The sequence below is a fragment of the Bordetella tumbae genome (assembly GCF_965139195.1).
Lineage (GTDB): Bacteria > Pseudomonadota > Gammaproteobacteria > Burkholderiales > Burkholderiaceae_B > Bordetella_A > Bordetella_A tumbae.
The window spans coordinates 31,412-47,531 of record NZ_CBCSJH010000040.1; the positions used below are offsets into that span (position 1 = coordinate 31,412).

Below are 16,120 nucleotides of genomic sequence, written 5' to 3' on the forward strand. Positions count from 1 at the left end.
TCATACACGCAAACTCAGGTGGCTGATGCCGCGTCCGCCGCGGGCGCGGCTTTGCGCGACAAGCCCTTGGGCAGCGGGAACGCAATGTTTTCCTCCAGACCGGGCATTGTGCGCACCGACAGCGCGCCCAGTTCTTTCAAGCGTTGTACGACTTCTTGCACCAGGACCTCTGGGGCGGAAGCCCCCGCAGAGATGCCAATACGCCGGCGCCCCGCCAACCATGAGGGATCGATAGAGTCGGCGCCGTCCACGAGGTAGGCGTCGATGCCAATACGCTCGGCCACCTCGCGCAAACGATTGGAATTGGAGCTATTGGGGCTGCCCACCACCAACATCAGGTCGCATTCGGGCGCCAGGATCTTGACGGCGTCCTGGCGATTTTGCGTGGCGTAGCAAATGTCGCTTTTCTTGGGCTCGACGATATCCGGAAAGCGGGTGCGCAAGGCCGCCGACACCGTCGCGGCATCGTCCACTGACAAGGTGGTCTGCGTCACGAACGCGAGGTTCGATGGATCGGTGACTTGCAGGTTTGCCACGTCTTCGGCGGTCTCGACCAGATACATCCCGCCCTGGGCCTGGCCCAGGGTGCCCTCGACTTCGGGATGGCCTTTGTGACCGATCATGATGATTTCCCGGCCAGCGGCGCGCATGCGCGAGACTTCGATATGCACCTTGGTTACCAGGGGGCAGGTCGCATCGAATACCTGCAAACCACGTGCTTCGGCCTCTCGGCGCACGGCCTGGGACACGCCATGCGCAGAAAACACCACAATCGATCCCGCAGGCGCCTGATCAAGCTCGTCGATGAAGATCGCCCCCTTGGTCCGCAAATCCTCGACGACGTAGCGGTTGTGCACGATTTCGTGACGCACATAGATAGGCGCGCCGTGCAATTCAATGGCGCGTTCGACGATATCGATGGCCCGATCAACCCCCGCACAGAAGCCACGCGGCTGAGCCAGCACAACCTCGGCGTTGGCGTCAGTGACCGGATGAGTCATTACAGCACTCCTAAAATATCGACATCGACACGCAGCGATGTTCCCGCCAGGGGGTGATTAAAGTCGAACAAGGCGTAATCGGGCTCGAGCTGCTTTAGCACGCCGGAGTAACGCCCGCCATTGGGGGCGGTGAATTCAACCAGATCGCCGGGCTCGAAGGTGGCATCGGCCCCGGCATGCTCGGCCAGCATGGTGCGCGTGACCTTTTGGATCAAATCGGGGTTGCGATCACCATAAGCCTCGGCGGGCGTTAGCGTGATGCTGAATTTTTCACCCTCGGCGTGGCCCAGCAAGGCCGTCTCGAGACCTGGCGCCCATTGGCCGCTGCCCATCTGCAACGTGGCCGGACGCCCGTCGAAGGTATCGGCAAATATGGAGCCCTCGGCGGGGCCGGATGCCAACACAATGCGATAGTGCAGCGTCAAGTACGAATCAGGGCGGACGACAGGGGTCGTCTGGTCGGCAGTCGTGGCGGTCAAAATGGATCACCAAAAATAGTAACGGTAAGCCCCGATTTTAGAACGAGTTAGCCTGATCGGGCTGGCACTGTCCCCCACTCGACCCGTGCGTACTTATACGAGTGGGCAAAAACGTTCACTCCCGCCCCGGAGCAGCGGCTTGCCTGGCATGCTGAGAGTTCTATGATTTTTGCCCGCCTTGCCATGAGTCTGCCTCACGATCTGCCTGAACACGAACGCCCTCGCGAACGCCTGCTGCGCCATGGCGCCTGTGCATTGCGTGACGCGGAACTGCTGGCGCTCGCGCTGCGCACCGGTACGCGAGGCCACACGGCCATCGAGATGGGTAATCTATTGATACGCCAATATGGCGGACTGCGGGGCCTGTTTGCTGCCTCGCCACAGGAATTGATGTCGCTGCCGGGACTCGGCTCAGCCAAGGCAGGCTCCCTGGCCGCCATCCTGGAGCTGGCGCAGCGTGTCACGAAAGAGCAATTGACCCGCAAACACGCGCTGTCGCAGCCGTCAAACGTCAAACAATATTTCCAGATGGCGCTGACGCATCGCACCGTAGAGCACTGCTTGGCCCTCTACCTGGATAATCAGCTCAATCTCATCGCTACCGGTGAGTTGGCGCGCGGCACACTCAACCAGGCATCGGTCTATCCGCGCGAAGTCGTGCGCGAGGCACTGCGCCATCACGCCGCCGCGCTGATCCTGGCCCACAATCACCCGTCGGGTTCCGCCCAGCCCAGCGAAGCCGATCGGGCATTCAACCATCGGCTGAAACAGGCGCTCGCCCTGGTCGATATCCGATTGATCGATCACCTGATCGTCGCCGGCAACAGCGTTGTGTCCATGGCGGAGCTGGGACTGTTGTAGTGTCGGCGCGGATAAATACCACGCCCGGTTGCGGTATGCTCTCTCCTATTACGTGACACCTTTTCCATATCTGCCGCCCCATGAAGCGTCTTTGGGATATTTCGCCGCCGGTCTCGGCCAATTCACCGGTTTTCCCCGGTGATACGCCATATCGCCAGCAATGGAAATGGACGCTGACGCCTGATTGTCCGGTCAATGTCAGCGAAATCACGTTGTCGCCGCATATCGGCGCCCATGCCGACGCGCCGCTGCATTATGGCAATGATGCGCCGGCCATCGGCAAGGTACCACTCGAGCCGTTCCTGGGCCCCTGTCGCGTGATCCACGCGTTTGACTGCGGGCCGCTCATCCTGCCTGAACACCTGATGCACGCGATCGACGATCTGCCGCCACGAGTACTGGTGCGTACGGCGCGTCATGCCTCGCTCGAATGGTGGACGGACGATTTCACGGCCTATGCGCCGCATACGATTGAATGGCTGGCCGAGCGCGGCGTCATGTTGATCGGGCTGGACACGCCCAGCATAGACCCCGCCTCCAGCAAGACCCTGGACAGCCATCACGTCATCCTGCGGCGCGACATACGGGTCCTTGAAAACCTGCTGCTCGATGATGTAGAGCCTGGCGATTACGAATTGATCGCCCTGCCGTTGGCACTGATCCAGGCTGATGCCAGTCCGGTGCGTGCCGTTCTGCGCGAACTGGGCTGATTTCCCATTCAAGCCCGTTGCCCCATCCAGCAACGGCTTCCTTTCAGGTCAGGCACTATGAATCCGTCTGAAACCCCCGAGAACATTGTTCGCGACGAACACGCGCAACTCGATTTCTCCAAGGACATGACCTATGGCGAGTACCTCCATTTAGACGAGTTGCTGGGCGCTCAGCATCCGCTCTCACCCGAGCACAACGAAATGCTGTTCATCGTGCAACACCAGACCAGCGAACTCTGGATGAAGCTGATGCTGCACGAACTGCGAGCGGCAATCACTCATGTCGCCCAGGATCATTTACCGCCAGCCTTCAAGATGCTGGCCCGCGTCAGCAAAATCATGGAGCAACTGGTACATGCCTGGGACGTACTGGCGACGATGACGCCGCCGGAATACTCTGCGTTGCGCCCCTATCTGGCCCGCTCCAGCGGTTTTCAAAGCTATCAATATCGACAAATCGAGTTTTTGCTGGGCAACAAGAACGGCGCCATGCTCAAACCACATGCCCATCGCTCGGATCTGCTCGCGCAGGTCCAATCGGCCTATCAAGCCCCGTCTCTCTATGACGAGTCGCTGCGCCTGCTGGCCCGCAATGGCCTGCACATTGCGCAAAACCACCTGGAGCGCGACTGGACACAGCCCTACCAGGCCGACCCGAGCGTTGAGGCGGCGTGGCTGACGGTGTATCGCCAGCCCGACCAATATTGGGATCTGTATCAATTAGGGGAAAAGCTCACCGATCTGGAGGATGCCTTTCGTTTGTGGCGTTTTCGACACGTAACCACGGTCGAACGGGTGATCGGGTTCAAACGAGGGACCGGCGGCACCTCGGGCGTAGGCTATTTGCGCAAAATGCTGGACGTCGTGCTCTTTCCCGAAATCTGGACATTGCGCACGAACCTCTAGGGCGTGTTAGAATACGAAGTTGCTTTTTGGATACGTGGCCTGCGAATGGGTTGGCTGCGCCAGGGATTTACTGCCCTGAGTGCGCATTCCCCCGCGAGGCTGGCGACCCGCTAACCCCCCGGCAAGACCGGAAGAACCGGAATTAATCATGAAAGAAGGCATTCACCCCGAATACCGTGACGTGGTGTTCGTTGACCTGCAAACGGGCAACAAATTCATCACGCGCTCGACGCTCAACAGCCGCGAAACCATCGAACTCGACGGCAAGACCTACCCGCTCTTCAAGTGCGACGTGACGTCCGAGTCCCACCCCTTCTACACGGGTGCGCAAACCCGTATCGTCGAAACCGGCCGCGTTGAAAAATTCCGCGCCCGTTTCGCCCGTACGGCTGGCACGGTCAAATCCGCGTCGTAAACTGGCGTCTCCCAAGATGCTCAAAAAAGCAGCCTTCGGGCTGCTTTTTTTTCCATATTGATCCGATCCATCCCCATTTCAGGGCCACAGGCCCGGACTGCTCAGTTACATTAGCTCCGTGTCTCCGATAACGCGTTCGACTCCAGCCCGACTCACTGCCTCGGCCACCGCCAAATTACCTCGGTTAGTGCTGTTGGGACTCTCGCTGGCCTATATTCTGGCCGGCTTGTTCATGCGCGACCCCTGGAAAACGGACGATGCTGTCGGCTTGGCCACCATGATCACCGCCCTGCGCGAAGGTGGCACGACCTGGTTGTGGCCGCAGGTCGGCCAACTGGCCTACGCAGAAGAAGGTCCGCTCATCACCTGGGCTGGCGCGATATGCATGCAGTTGTTCGGCCCTTGGCTGGGCGACATCACGGCCGGCAGGCTGCCCAATTTGCTGTGGTTTGCCATCACGACCGGCAGTGTCTGGTACGGAACCTATCTGGTTGGACGCCGCACAGAGGCGCAGCCGCTGGCGCTGCCTTTTGGTGGCGAGCCCTCGTCTCGCGACTACGGGCGCATGTTGGCCGACGCGGCATTGCTGCTGCTGCTGGCCACGGTGGGAATTCTGCAACGCACCCATGAGACCTCGGTGGTTCCGGCGATCATGGCATGGCAGGCGCTGGCCTTTTATGCCCTGGCACGGACGCTGGATCGCCCCACATCGGGCGCGATCACCCTGGGTGTGTCCCTGGCTGCGGCGTTTCTGACCCGAGGCTGGGTAGGCGCCTTGCCCATTATGTTGGCCGCGCTGGTAGCCTTTCACCCTCGCGGCGCGCTGTGGGCACGGCGTCAATGGCTGCCATTGGCGATAGGGGTCACCGCAGTCCTGACACTGGCCTGGTGGATCCCCGCGTCGCAAGGCAGCGAATATTGGATCAGCAACTGGAAAACCTGGAATCTTTCTTCCTTTAGCTGGCCCAGTCTGTCGGATTTCGGCCGGACGGTGCGCGATCTGCCCTGGTATTTGTGGCCGACATGGCCGCTCGCCCTGCTGGCGGTATGGCGCTGGCGCGAATGGCTCTACGCGCCGCACATCTGGTTCGCGCTGGGACTCGCGGCGTTTGCCGCGCTGGAACTGGTATTCCTGGAAGAACCCACCGACGCCGAATTCATCATGCTGGCAGTGCCCTGCGCCGTGCTGGGAGCATTCTCGCTGCCGACATTGCGCCGCGGCGTGGTCAATACCCTGGACTGGTTTGCCGTGATGTGTTTTTCACTCACGCTCGCGACGGCCTGGCTGGGATGGGTAGCATTGCATTTCGGCTGGCCCGCCCAGATTTCCCGCAATATCGCACGGCAAACCACGGGGTATGAACCGTCGATTTCGTGGGTGGCGTTCGCCATCGCCCTGGTCATCACGTTGGCCTGGGCGGCCTTGGTGGTGTGGCGCTTGCGTTCGCATCCGTCAGCCCTGTGGCGCGGCACCGTCCTGTCGGCCAGCGGCCTGACGGCGACGTGGATTTTGCTGGTGCTGTTGTGGCAACCCGCGGTGGACTACGCGCGCAGTTACCGTGACATGTCGGCCGAATTGAATACCGCCCTGGCGCAACATCGCAAACCGGACGAATGCGTCCGTGGACTGAGTGTGGGTAGCGGTCAGCGTGCCTCGTTATTGATTTTCGATAATCTGACGCTGAGCTACGACTCAAAATGCCCGCTCGTGTTGCAACAAACGACGCGTGAACGCCTGCGAGACGGTAATGCCGCCTACAGCGACGGCGCGACGGAGCTCTGGCGCGGGGGCCGACAGGCAGATCGCCACGAGATTTTCCGCCTACTGCGCGTGAATCGCTCACAATGACTGCCGTTGTCCCGATCACCGGAGGGTTTGGCGCCTCCATGCTGCGCATCGTCCGGCAGGCCTGGCCCGTCCTGATCAGCCAATGGGCGGGCATTGCGTTTGGCGTACTGGATACCGCCATGACCGGACACGCCAGCGCCGCCGACCTGGCGGCGATGTCACTGTCGATCTCGGTCTACATCACGGTTTTCGTGGGCTTGATGGGCGTGGTGCATGCGCTGATTCCGATCCAGGCCCAGCAATTTGGGGCAGGACGCTATCACGAAGTCGGACGCAGTTGGGGTCAAGGTGTCTGGCTCGCACTGGGGCTGGCCTTTGTCGGCGCCGTGCTGATGATGTTTCCGGATGTCTGGCTGTCCCTGTCGGGTGACGTTGCACCCGAGGTGCGCGAACGCGTGGCCGGATACTTGCGCGCCTTGGCGCTCGCACTGCCGGCCGCACTGGTGTTTCGCACGATTTATGCATTGGGGACGGCGGTCTCTCGCCCCAAGATCGTCATGGTGATCAACCTGTCTGCCGTAGGAGTCAAGGCGTTCCTGAATTGGGTCTTGATCTACGGTAACCTGGGACTGCCTGCAATGGGTGCGACGGGCGCTGGCATGGCGACGGCACTCACATCCTGGTTGAGCCTGAGTGTTGGCCTGTGGGTCATTACGCACGACCGGTACTTCAGCCGCTTTGCGCTGACGTTGGGCCGTCCTGCCTGGCTTGCACAGAAAGAACTCCTGCGCCTGGGACTGCCTATGGGCGGGTCGTATCTCGTCGAGGTGTCGGCCTTTACGTTCATGGCGCTGCTGGTTGCTCGCGAGGGGACTTATGTCAGTGGTGGCCACCAGATCATGTCAAATCTCGCTGCCCTATGCTACATGATGCCCATGGCACTGGGGGTTGCCACCGCTGCGCTGACCGCGCAATCCATCGGCGCAGGAGACCTGGGGCAGGCGCAGCGCAACAGCCTCGCCGGCATGGCGCTGGGATTGCTGGGTGCGTTGCTGACTGCCACCGTGCTGTTGGTAGGACGGCCGTTGATTTTGGCGGCTTATACGGATGACCCGCAGGTGGCCGCGGTGGCGGGCACACTATTGACGATCATTCCGCTATTCCATTTATGCGACTCGATGCAATGCATCAACTCGTATGTGCTGCGCGCCTACAAGGTCGCGGTCGTACCACTGTTGCTGCAGGTTGTCGCTCTGGCGGGCGTGGGCCTGTTGGGCGGATGGTGGTTGGGTTTCGGGCCGGGACGCGGTGGCCTGGACTGGCTGCGTACGCTACTGCTGCCCGGCTCGCCGACGGGCGCCGGCACCATGTGGCTAATGGCCATGATGGGTCTGGCACTGTCGGCGATGCTGCTACACGCGTGGTATTGGAGAGTCGTGCGCAATTTTCGGGTGATTTCCGAGCCGGGACCTGCCTGATTCCTCTGGGGAACAAACCTGGACCGGCGGGCGAATCCGTTGTCTACATGCTGTTGCCGTGAGTCGTCGATGTACCGCTGGAGGTTTGGTGTGCGCTAGCATGTGCTTTCGCCGACGACTCGGTCTTTGCAGCGCTGGTCTTTGATGCCTGAGTCTTGGTTGCCGTTTCCTTGGAAGCGACGGACTTCGATGCCTTGGCATGAGCGACATGTGAACCGGTCTTTGCCGCGTGCGACGCGGATGCCTTGGCAGCAGGCTGCGTCGACGAAACGTGTTCAGCCGTTCCTCTGTCTCGCGTCAGCGTGTGAGCATCACTCTGCGTCTTGACGTCTTTCTGGCTGGCAAAAGCCGGGCCAGCGGCCAGTCCCAGGCACAGTGCGGACTGGAACAGAAAAGTGGCAATACGAGTAGGCGTTGTCATAAAGGTACTCCTAAGCAAACCGAGCCAATAGCTCGTGTTCGTTGGAGGGACCTGGGGGAAATTGGTTCGCCGTCTTTCGCAAATTTTGCGCCCGCTCACGAATAGTCATAACTACCGAAATAATGCGTGACACGGCGTCATGCCTCAAAGATCAATAGCACCACCGTCGCAAATAACATGGCGGCGAAGCATGCGCGCAATTTGCGTTCGGGTAATCGATAAGCCAGACGCACGCCCACCGGCACGAACAACAAGCTCCCGGCCGCCAATGGCAAACCAATCCACCAATTTGCTTGCCCGGCCCAACTGTACGTCATCAGCGCAATCGTGGAGCCGGGAATGATCATGGTGAGCGCCAATGCCTGCGCAGAGGTCTGCGGCAGGCGGAAGACGGCAGTCAAAATGGGCACAGCCAACACCGCGCCTCCTACACCGAAAAAGCCTCCCAAGGTGCCGCACACCACACCCAGAGCAGCCGAACGTCCCGGCGTCAGTTGCGGGACAAGGCGGCCCGGTGTCTCGCTTTTCACCACGGCCGCGCGCGGCGGCTTCACGATTCGATAGACGTAGAACGCGGCGACAAAAAACAAGAAGACTGCGAAACTGATCCTCAACGTACTGGATGAGATTCCCAACGCCAGTTGCGCACCAACCCAGGTGAACAGCACCGCCCCTATCGCCCCTGCCCCGGCGACTCGGCGATCGATACGCGCCTTCTGGTTATATTTGCGTACGGCCATGACGATCGTGGGCAACACCATGATCAAGGCCGTGCCCTGAGCCAATTGCTGAGACATATCCATCAGCAAGACCAGCGCCGGGATAGCGATAAGGCCGCCGCCGATCCCCAACACGCCACCCAGAAAGCCGATCAACGCGCCGCAGATCAGGCAAACGCCTATCACCCAGAGACTCATGGCTTAACGAAGCTTGTCCAGCGCGGCATCCAGGCGATCGACTGCCCAGATTTCCAATCCCTCGACAGGTTGGCGCGGCGCATTGGCTTTGGGGATCAAGGCGATGCTGAATCCCAGTTTGGCTGCTTCGCGCAAACGCTCTTGCCCGCGCGGCGCGGGGCGAATTTCACCTGCCAGGCCGACTTCGCCAAAGGCGATCAGTCCACGCGGCAAGGGACGATCACGCAGCGAGGACATGATGGCCAGCAATACGGGCAAGTCTGCCGCCGGTTCGGTAATGCGCACGCCGCCCACCGCATTGACAAAGACATCCTGGTCAAATGTGGATACGCCTGCATGACGGTGCAACACGGCCAGCAACATCGCCAGGCGATTGCCCTCCAGGCCAACTGTCAGGCGCCGGGGATTGGGCGCGTGGGAGCTGTCGACCAGCGCCTGGATCTCGACCAGCAACGGCCGCGTTCCCTCTTGGGTCGCCATCACGCAAGAGCCCGACACTTGTTGTTCGTGTTGAGACAAAAACAACGCGGAAGGATTGGCCACACCTCGCAGGCCACGATCGGTCATGGCGAATACGCCTAGCTCGTTGACCGCGCCGAAACGATTTTTGAAGGCTCGCACCAATCGGAACGACGAATGGGTGTCGCCTTCGAAGTACAGCACGGTGTCAACGATGTGTTCCAACACGCGAGGCCCGGCCAAGGCGCCGTCCTTGGTGACGTGGCCGATCATCACGATAGCGATGCCGGTCTGCTTGGCCAAGCGGGTCAATTGGGCTGCGCATTCGCGAACCTGGGAAACCGAACCAGGCGCGGCAGTCAACTCGCCGCTGTATAAGGTCTGAATCGAATCGATGACGGCAACGGTAGGCTGCTGTTCGGAGACGGCAGCCTGGATGGACTCGAGACGGATTTCCGCCAGCAGGCTGACGTTGCCGGTTTGCAGCCCCAGGCGGCGGGCTCGCAATGCGACTTGCTCCGCGGATTCTTCGCCTGTGACATACAGCACCCGCGTGCTGGCCGACATGGCGGCCAGTGCCTGCAACAGCAAGGTCGATTTACCAATGCCCGGATCGCCGCCAATCAGGACGACGGCGCCAGCGACCAGGCCACCGCCCAAGACACGATCGAACTCGTCCAGCCCGGTGGGCTGGCGCGGGGTTTCGCGAGGCTCGATATCGGCCAGGCTGCGTACGGGGCTCGATGAGGCGAGCGGCGCATAGCGATGCGCGGCAGCTGCCGGCCCCGAGGATTCGATGGTTTCTTCGAGAGTGTTCCAGGCAGCGCAATGCGGGCATTTGCCCTGCCATTTGGGACTGGTGCCGCCACATTCGGCGCAGACATATACGGTTCGAGACTTGGCCATGGCGCAAGTTTACTCGGCAACGGCATATGCCTCGCAGGCGGGAGGCGCTATTTCGACACGGATACGTTTGTTTGCAAAGTCGCGGCGGCGTTTTAACCCCGTTCCCACCACTCGCGCGTTTAACCGTAGTACTCGCCAAGGAAACGCCGGACCGCACCGCCCATCCCTGGGAGCGCTCATCAAACAACACAAGGATCGGAACCATGACCCTGCACAACACACCGACGCGCTTTATCTGCACGGCTCTGATGGCGGCGTTGCTGGCCGCGTGCTCTCCTACGACGAACGAAGGCAGCGTGTCGGCCACGAATCGGCCGGGCTCCTATAGCGCGAACTCGACTGGCGCGCCGAGTGCCACGACTGCATCTACAGCCTCTACCAATCGGCCAGCGACACCGGCCACTGCACCGACAAAAATGCAGCAGGACACGGGCAACTCCACACTATCGCGCCATACAGAGGATGCACGGCGGGCTCGCCCGGCCCCAACCTCAGCGCTCCAAAGCGAATCGGCCGCCCCGGCCTACTTGGGTTCGCGCAAGGTGGACCAGGCATTTTTCACCGCACACGAACCGTATCCCCAGCAGATCGAGGATCGTGAAAACTATGCGCGTTACCAGGACAACCCGGTCATCGCGGCTCAGGAACAACCCATTTCCACATTTGGCGTCGATGTCGATACAGGGGCCTATACAAATGTCCGGCGCTTGTTGAATGGCGGACAGCTGCCGCCGGCCGCCGTAGTGCGCGCGGAAGAATTCATCAATTATTTTGACTATGACTACGCAGCGCCAACGAACAAGGAGACGCCGTTCAACATTGCCACCGAAGTCGCTGCGGCGCCGTGGAATCCGAAACGTCAGCTATTGAAAATCGGCGTCCAGGGTTATCAAGTAGCCCCTGCGGACATCCCCGCGGCCAATCTGGTGTTCCTGATCGATACCTCCGGCTCGATGAGCTCTCGCGACAAATTGCCGCTATTGAAGGGGGCGCTCAAACAGCTCGTAGCGGAACTGCGCCCTCAGGATCGCGTGGCAATCGTCACCTATGCAGGCCAGGCGTCGATGACCCTGGACTCGACACCCGGTGATCAAAAGGCCCGCATTCGCGCAGCCATCGACGGACTGCAAGCGTCCGGATCGACGAATGGCGGCGAGGGGTTGGACTTGGCTTATGCCCAAGCGGCAAAGGGCTTTGTCAAAGGTGGCGTCAATCGCATTCTGCTGGCCAGTGATGGGGACTTCAATGTCGGCACGGTCGATCTGGAAACGCTGAAAGAAAAAATCTCGCGCCAGCGCCAAAGCGGGATCGCCCTGACGACGCTGGGGGTAGGCGGCGGCAATTTCAACGATGCGCTGGCCGTGCAATTGGCCGACGCCGGCAACGGCAGCTATCACTACCTGGATAGCCTGCGCGAGGCGCGCAAGGTCCTGGCGACGGAATTGTCATCCACGCTGCTCACCATCGCCCAGGACGTCAAAATCCAGGTGGAATTCAATCCTGCCGTGGTAGCCGAATACCGGTTGATCGGCTATGAGAAACGCGCATTGGCGCGAGAGGACTTCAATAACGATCGTGTCGATGCCGGCGATATCGGGGCAGGTGCGAACGTGACCGCGCTATACGAGATCACCCCGGTTGGCGCTGAAGGAGCCAGGCTGGACCCCTTGCGCTACGGCAAACCCACGCCTGCGTCGGACTCGAGTCAAGAGTTGGCTTTTGTGCGAGTGCGCTATAAATTGCCGGGCGCCTCGGACAGCAAATTGATCGAACAGGCAGTCAAACGTGACGATATCAAGATCGCCAGCGCGCCTTCGACAGAATCACCGAGTGGCGCAAATGCCTTCGGCTCGGAGGGCATGCGCCGGGCTGCTGCGGCGGCGGCCTTTGCGCAATGGTTGCGAGGCGGCAAGTATCTGGACGGCTATACCACGACGCAAATCGCCGCACTCGCGCGCAGCGCACGCGGTGACGATCCTTACGGATTGAATGCTGAATTGGCCGCGCTGGTCGAGTTGGCGTCGGGCCTGGGTACACCGGCGACGCCGTGAGGAACACGACGGACTCGCCATCCGCCGGTCTGTGCGGCGGCAGGTCACCCGCATTCGGACCTGCCGTCGCAGCGGGCCTCGGACCCGCCGCCAAGCTGGAACATGAGCCATGCAGATAAACCCCGCGTGCTGCCTGCAACCAGACCGGCCTCGCGTCCCAAGTTGGCCGCAAGCGGCCAAACGGATACACTCGCCCGCCATGGACACCTCGGGCGCGGATGACGAAACCTTGATGCAGGCCTACGGCGCCGGCGACTTGTCGGCGTTCGAGACCTTGTATGCCCGTCACCGGGCGGGCCTATATCGTTATTTGCTGCGCAGCACGCGCAACCCGCATACAGCGGACGACCTGTTTCAGGAGACCTGGAGCCGGGTGGTAGACGCCCGGGCACGGTGGCAACCCCGCGCCAAGTTCACCACGTGGCTGCTGCAAATCGCGCACAACCTGGCCGTCGATACGCATCGCCGACAACCTGTGCACGCCAGCCCAGAGGAAAGCGACGCCGCGCTAGCGACGCTGGCCGCCAACGAGCACGAGCAACCGGAGCGTCAATTGTCCGACTTTCAGATGCGGCGGCGACTGCAACTGGCGATCGAGCGCCTGCCCGACGAGCAGCGCCATGCCATACTGCTACGACTGGAACACGATCTCAGCCTGGACGAAATCGCCGACGTGACCGGCGCGCCGCGCGAGACGGTGAAATCGCGAATACGTTATGCCACGCAACGTATTCGCGAGGAGTTAGACGCATGACGTCACATCCCCTGCCCCCACACGACGAAGACGACGATCAGGATCTGCGCGCGCTCTATCGCTCGCTGCCGAGCACGGAGCCCAGCGAAAAGCTGGATGCAGCCGTGCGACAGGTGGCGGCTCGCGCCGCGGCAGCCGACCGCAACGTGCAACAGCCGCGCCGCCGCTGGCATCCGGGCTGGGGCGTCGCGGCGACAGTCGTGCTGGTCACAGGCCTGTTTTTTTTGACGGATCTGAATCATCCGGATAGGGCTCGTCTGTCCGAGGTGCCGCCGGTCGATAAGCAGCTGGCAACCCCACCGGAAACCCTGCAACGCAGCGCGCCAGCGTCCGCCCCGCCAGCTCCCTCACGCCCTCACGAATCCGCAGCGTTCACAAATCAAATAGACCGCAGGACACCGGCCAACCCGGAGGCGGCAACACTGAAACAGAGATCGGCACCGATGGCCGTGGCGCCTGCTCCTGCGCCGTCAGCCGATCAATCTGCTGCGGCCGAGGTCACGGCAGCGCCGGACGACGCCGCGCCGCGTATCGCGCATATCAGAGCGCTGCTGCAACAAGGCGAGCGCGAAAAAGCGCTACAGGCCTTGCGAGACCTGCGGCGCGATATGCCCGATGTAACGTTACCGGCCGATTTGCAGCGGCTATTGCCTAAACAGCCGTAGCCGCTTCAACGTCCTGCCAGACTGCCGCCGCCGTCCACGCCCAGAACCTGACCGGTGATGAATCCCGCATCATCCGACAGCAGGAATGCGATGGCTGCAGCCACCTCGGAAGGCGTGCCCAGCCGTTTCATCGGAATGGATGCCAACGCGCGCCGCTCGCCTTCGCTGCCCGCGGGTTGCGCGAGACGGAACAGCTCCGTCTCGACCGGCCCCGGAGCCACGGCATTGACGGTTACGCCGTACTCGGCCAATTCGAGTGCCCAGGTACGGGTGCAGCCGATCAACGCGCTCTTGGCGGCCGAATAGCTGGTGCGGTCCAGAGATCCATGAATGGCTCGGCTCGTCACGTTGACGATACGTCCGGTGCGGCGCACCTTCATCGACTCGACAAAGGTCTGCGTGACCTGCACGGCCACGCGAACGTTCAAATCCATCACGCTGTACAGCGACGCCAGGTCAATCTCGCCCAAAGGCTGGGGCCGTACGACGCCGACATTGTTGACGATGGCATCGACAGGAAATTTCTCGCGGATCTCGCGCAGGACCTCCTCGGTACGACCGGCGTCAGCGAGGTCGCAGGCGTAGAGATAACCTGGAAAATCAATGTGATCCGTGTTACGCGCGATCCCCACGACATGACATCCCTGATCAGCCAGCCGTTGGGTCAACGCCCAGCCAATACCTTTCGTGGCGCCGGTAACCAGCACGCATTTATCTTTCATGGGAAGCCTCGCTAAACAATGATCAAGGAGTGCGTTTGACAGGCACGCGCGGTGCCAACGCACACAATAATTCGTACCCGATGGTGCCAGCCGCCTGGGCAACCTCGTCGACGTGCGGACCATCCTGGCCCCACAGCGACACGGGCGTGCCGACCCCGACAGCCGGGACACTGGTCAGATCGACCGCCAGCATATCCATCGATACGCGCCCGACCAGACGCGTGCGCGCTCCGCCGACCACAATAGGCGTACCCGTACCGGCATGCCGGGGATAGCCATCCGCATAACCACAAGCGACGACGCCGATACGCATCGGCCGATCGGCGCGAAAGGTCGCACCGTATCCGACCTCGTCGCCGACGGACAAATCCTGTATTCCGATGATCTCCGAGCGCAACGACATCGCAGGCAGCAGGCCAAGCGCCTCTGCGCTTTGGTCGTCAAACGGAGAGGCACCGTACAGACAGATACCGGGACGGACCCAATGGGCTTCGTCACCACGCGTCACGGCAATCTCGGGATATCGTAGCGTCGCGGCTGAATTGCAGAGACTGACGGGGCCGTTGCCCAGCCCTTGCGTGACAGCCTCAAAAACCTGCAACGGACCCGCCACACCCTGTGGGCCATCCGCGCACGCGAAATGCATCATTTTGCCGATGCTGCCCAGCACGCCTTGCTCGCGTAACTGCTTCGCCCGCATATAAGCGCTGCTGTACGCATCGGGCGCAAACCCCAGGCGGTTCATGCCGCTGTTGAGCTTGAGCATGATATCGACCCGCCGCGACAATCGGGCCTGCGCCAGCATGTCGAGCTGCTCGCGCGTATGCACGGTCGTGGTCAGGTGATAACGATCGACCAGTTCGAGATCGGCGGGCTGGAAAAAACCCTCAAGCAGCAAAATCGGGCCGCCCCACCCCGCCTCGCGGCAACGCACCGCCTCGGCCAGGTCCAGCATGGCCAAGCCTTGGGCGGCAGAAAACCCGGCCAAGGCCGCATCGATGCCGTGGCCATAGGCGTTGGCTTTGATCACCGCCCAGATCGACGGCGCTCGGCCGCCAACGGTCTGCGCGGCCTGATCGAGACGACGGCGTACGACGTCCAGGTTATGGCTGAGCGCAGAAACGGAAACGGTGGCGTGTATCGGGCGTGGCATCTGTAATTTCCTGTGGCGCTTAGTCTAACTGATCTGCGGTGCTACGGATCAGAGAAGTCCGACTTACTATTACCAATATGTCTGGGCTGTTACCGGCCGATATCCCGTCCGGGGAAATCCCGCAACGCCGCGCCTTCAGGCTTGCTTCCCCCAAGGGGCAATGCCAGTCAGTCAAACTCTGAGTGGCATTTTTTTATCGCCGGGCCGCCCCAAGATAAAAACGCCCCCCCCTCGGGGCCCAGCAGGCCGAAGGCGCAGCGTGGGGGCTTTTTTTATCGCTGTTGGTGTTGGCGGCGTCTGCTGCTCTTGATTGTCTCTATGGAGGCGTCCCTGCCGCGTGCCTGGGCGTGGCGCCGGGCCTATCGCACGGACTCGGCCCGTGACCAGGGGCCTCGGTCCGCTGCGCGGACTAAATCCGTGCTCAACGGCCCGG

At 61.5% G+C, this 16,120-nt stretch carries 16 protein-coding genes; 9 read left to right on the forward strand and 7 right to left on the reverse strand.

Annotation, left to right across the window (positions count from 1 at the left end; genetic code table 11):
* Nucleotides 1-14: 14 nt before the first annotated feature.
* Nucleotides 15-1,001: a 4-hydroxy-3-methylbut-2-enyl diphosphate reductase gene (gene ispH / locus ACNA0J_RS25620; RefSeq protein ID WP_415821723.1), complete on the reverse strand. Its 987-nt coding sequence runs from the start codon at nucleotides 999-1,001 to the stop codon at nucleotides 15-17.
* On the reverse strand, nucleotides 1,001-1,480 hold the full coding sequence (locus ACNA0J_RS25625) for an FKBP-type peptidyl-prolyl cis-trans isomerase (RefSeq protein WP_094822186.1): 480 nt from the start codon (nucleotides 1,478-1,480) through the stop codon (nucleotides 1,001-1,003). The genes ispH and ACNA0J_RS25625 overlap by 1 nt, the downstream gene beginning before the upstream one ends.
* 183 nt (nucleotides 1,481-1,663) lie before the next feature.
* Here ACNA0J_RS25625 and radC point away from each other — a divergent pair, with 183 nt between their 5' ends.
* From radC to ACNA0J_RS25655, 6 genes are all read left to right on the forward strand, one after another.
* The gene (gene radC / locus ACNA0J_RS25630; RefSeq protein WP_415821738.1) at nucleotides 1,664-2,341 is read left to right on the forward strand and encodes a RadC family protein; all 678 of its coding nucleotides are present in this window, start codon (nucleotides 1,664-1,666) and stop codon (nucleotides 2,339-2,341) included.
* 80 nt (nucleotides 2,342-2,421) lie between these two features.
* Nucleotides 2,422-3,051, forward strand: coding sequence for an arylformamidase (gene kynB / locus ACNA0J_RS25635; RefSeq protein WP_415821724.1), 630 nt, complete (start codon nucleotides 2,422-2,424; stop codon nucleotides 3,049-3,051).
* A 57-nt stretch (nucleotides 3,052-3,108) separates the two neighbouring features.
* The gene (kynA, locus tag ACNA0J_RS25640) at nucleotides 3,109-3,957 is read left to right on the forward strand and encodes a tryptophan 2,3-dioxygenase (RefSeq protein WP_415821725.1); all 849 of its coding nucleotides are present in this window, start codon (nucleotides 3,109-3,111) and stop codon (nucleotides 3,955-3,957) included.
* Between the two features lie 148 nt (nucleotides 3,958-4,105).
* Nucleotides 4,106-4,372 (forward strand): type B 50S ribosomal protein L31, encoded by a 267-nt coding sequence (locus ACNA0J_RS25645; protein WP_094822190.1) that lies wholly within the window; start codon nucleotides 4,106-4,108, stop codon nucleotides 4,370-4,372.
* 118 nt (nucleotides 4,373-4,490) lie between these two features.
* Nucleotides 4,491-6,221, forward strand: a complete 1,731-nt coding sequence (locus tag ACNA0J_RS25650; RefSeq protein ID WP_415821726.1) for an ArnT family glycosyltransferase — start codon at nucleotides 4,491-4,493, stop codon at nucleotides 6,219-6,221.
* Nucleotides 6,218-7,639, forward strand: a complete 1,422-nt coding sequence (locus ACNA0J_RS25655) for an MATE family efflux transporter (protein WP_415821727.1) — start codon at nucleotides 6,218-6,220, stop codon at nucleotides 7,637-7,639. Before ACNA0J_RS25650 ends, ACNA0J_RS25655 begins: the two co-directional genes overlap by 4 nt.
* 43 nt (nucleotides 7,640-7,682) lie before the next feature.
* On the opposite strand, the gene ACNA0J_RS25660 is transcribed toward ACNA0J_RS25655, so the two are convergent.
* From ACNA0J_RS25660 to radA, 3 genes are all read right to left on the reverse strand, one after another.
* Entirely contained in the window at nucleotides 7,683-8,060 is a 378-nt protein-coding gene (locus tag ACNA0J_RS25660) for a hypothetical protein (protein WP_415821728.1), read from the reverse strand.
* Nucleotides 8,061-8,197: 137 nt separating this feature from the next.
* Nucleotides 8,198-8,977, reverse strand: a complete 780-nt coding sequence (locus ACNA0J_RS25665; protein WP_415821729.1) for a sulfite exporter TauE/SafE family protein — start codon at nucleotides 8,975-8,977, stop codon at nucleotides 8,198-8,200.
* A gap of 3 nt (nucleotides 8,978-8,980) precedes the next feature.
* Nucleotides 8,981-10,342 carry a DNA repair protein RadA gene (gene radA / locus ACNA0J_RS25670; protein WP_415821730.1) on the reverse strand — a complete coding sequence of 454 codons (1,362 nt, stop codon included), beginning with the start codon at nucleotides 10,340-10,342 and terminating at the stop codon, nucleotides 8,981-8,983.
* A gap of 203 nt (nucleotides 10,343-10,545) precedes the next feature.
* Between radA and ACNA0J_RS25675 the strand changes: the two genes are divergently transcribed.
* The 3 genes from ACNA0J_RS25675 to ACNA0J_RS25685 all read left to right on the forward strand — a co-directional run bounded on the left by ACNA0J_RS25675 (nucleotide 10,546) and on the right by ACNA0J_RS25685 (nucleotide 13,812).
* Nucleotides 10,546-12,393 (forward strand): vWA domain-containing protein, encoded by a 1,848-nt coding sequence (locus ACNA0J_RS25675; protein ID WP_415821731.1) that lies wholly within the window; start codon nucleotides 10,546-10,548, stop codon nucleotides 12,391-12,393.
* A 199-nt stretch (nucleotides 12,394-12,592) separates the two neighbouring features.
* A complete protein-coding gene (locus ACNA0J_RS25680) occupies nucleotides 12,593-13,147 on the forward strand; it encodes an RNA polymerase sigma factor (RefSeq protein ID WP_415821732.1) in 555 nt (184 codons plus the stop codon).
* Entirely contained in the window at nucleotides 13,144-13,812 is a 669-nt protein-coding gene (locus tag ACNA0J_RS25685) for a hypothetical protein (RefSeq protein WP_415821733.1), read from the forward strand. Before ACNA0J_RS25680 ends, ACNA0J_RS25685 begins: the two co-directional genes overlap by 4 nt.
* A gap of 5 nt (nucleotides 13,813-13,817) precedes the next feature.
* Here the strand turns inward: ACNA0J_RS25685 and ACNA0J_RS25690 are convergent, their stop codons facing one another.
* Nucleotides 13,818-14,534: an SDR family oxidoreductase gene (locus ACNA0J_RS25690; protein WP_415821734.1), complete on the reverse strand. Its 717-nt coding sequence runs from the start codon at nucleotides 14,532-14,534 to the stop codon at nucleotides 13,818-13,820.
* A 22-nt stretch (nucleotides 14,535-14,556) separates the two neighbouring features.
* Complete coding sequence (alr, locus tag ACNA0J_RS25695; protein WP_415821735.1) at nucleotides 14,557-15,687, reverse strand: alanine racemase; 1,131 nt, start codon at nucleotides 15,685-15,687, stop codon at nucleotides 14,557-14,559.
* Nucleotides 15,688-16,120 lie beyond the last annotated feature (433 nt).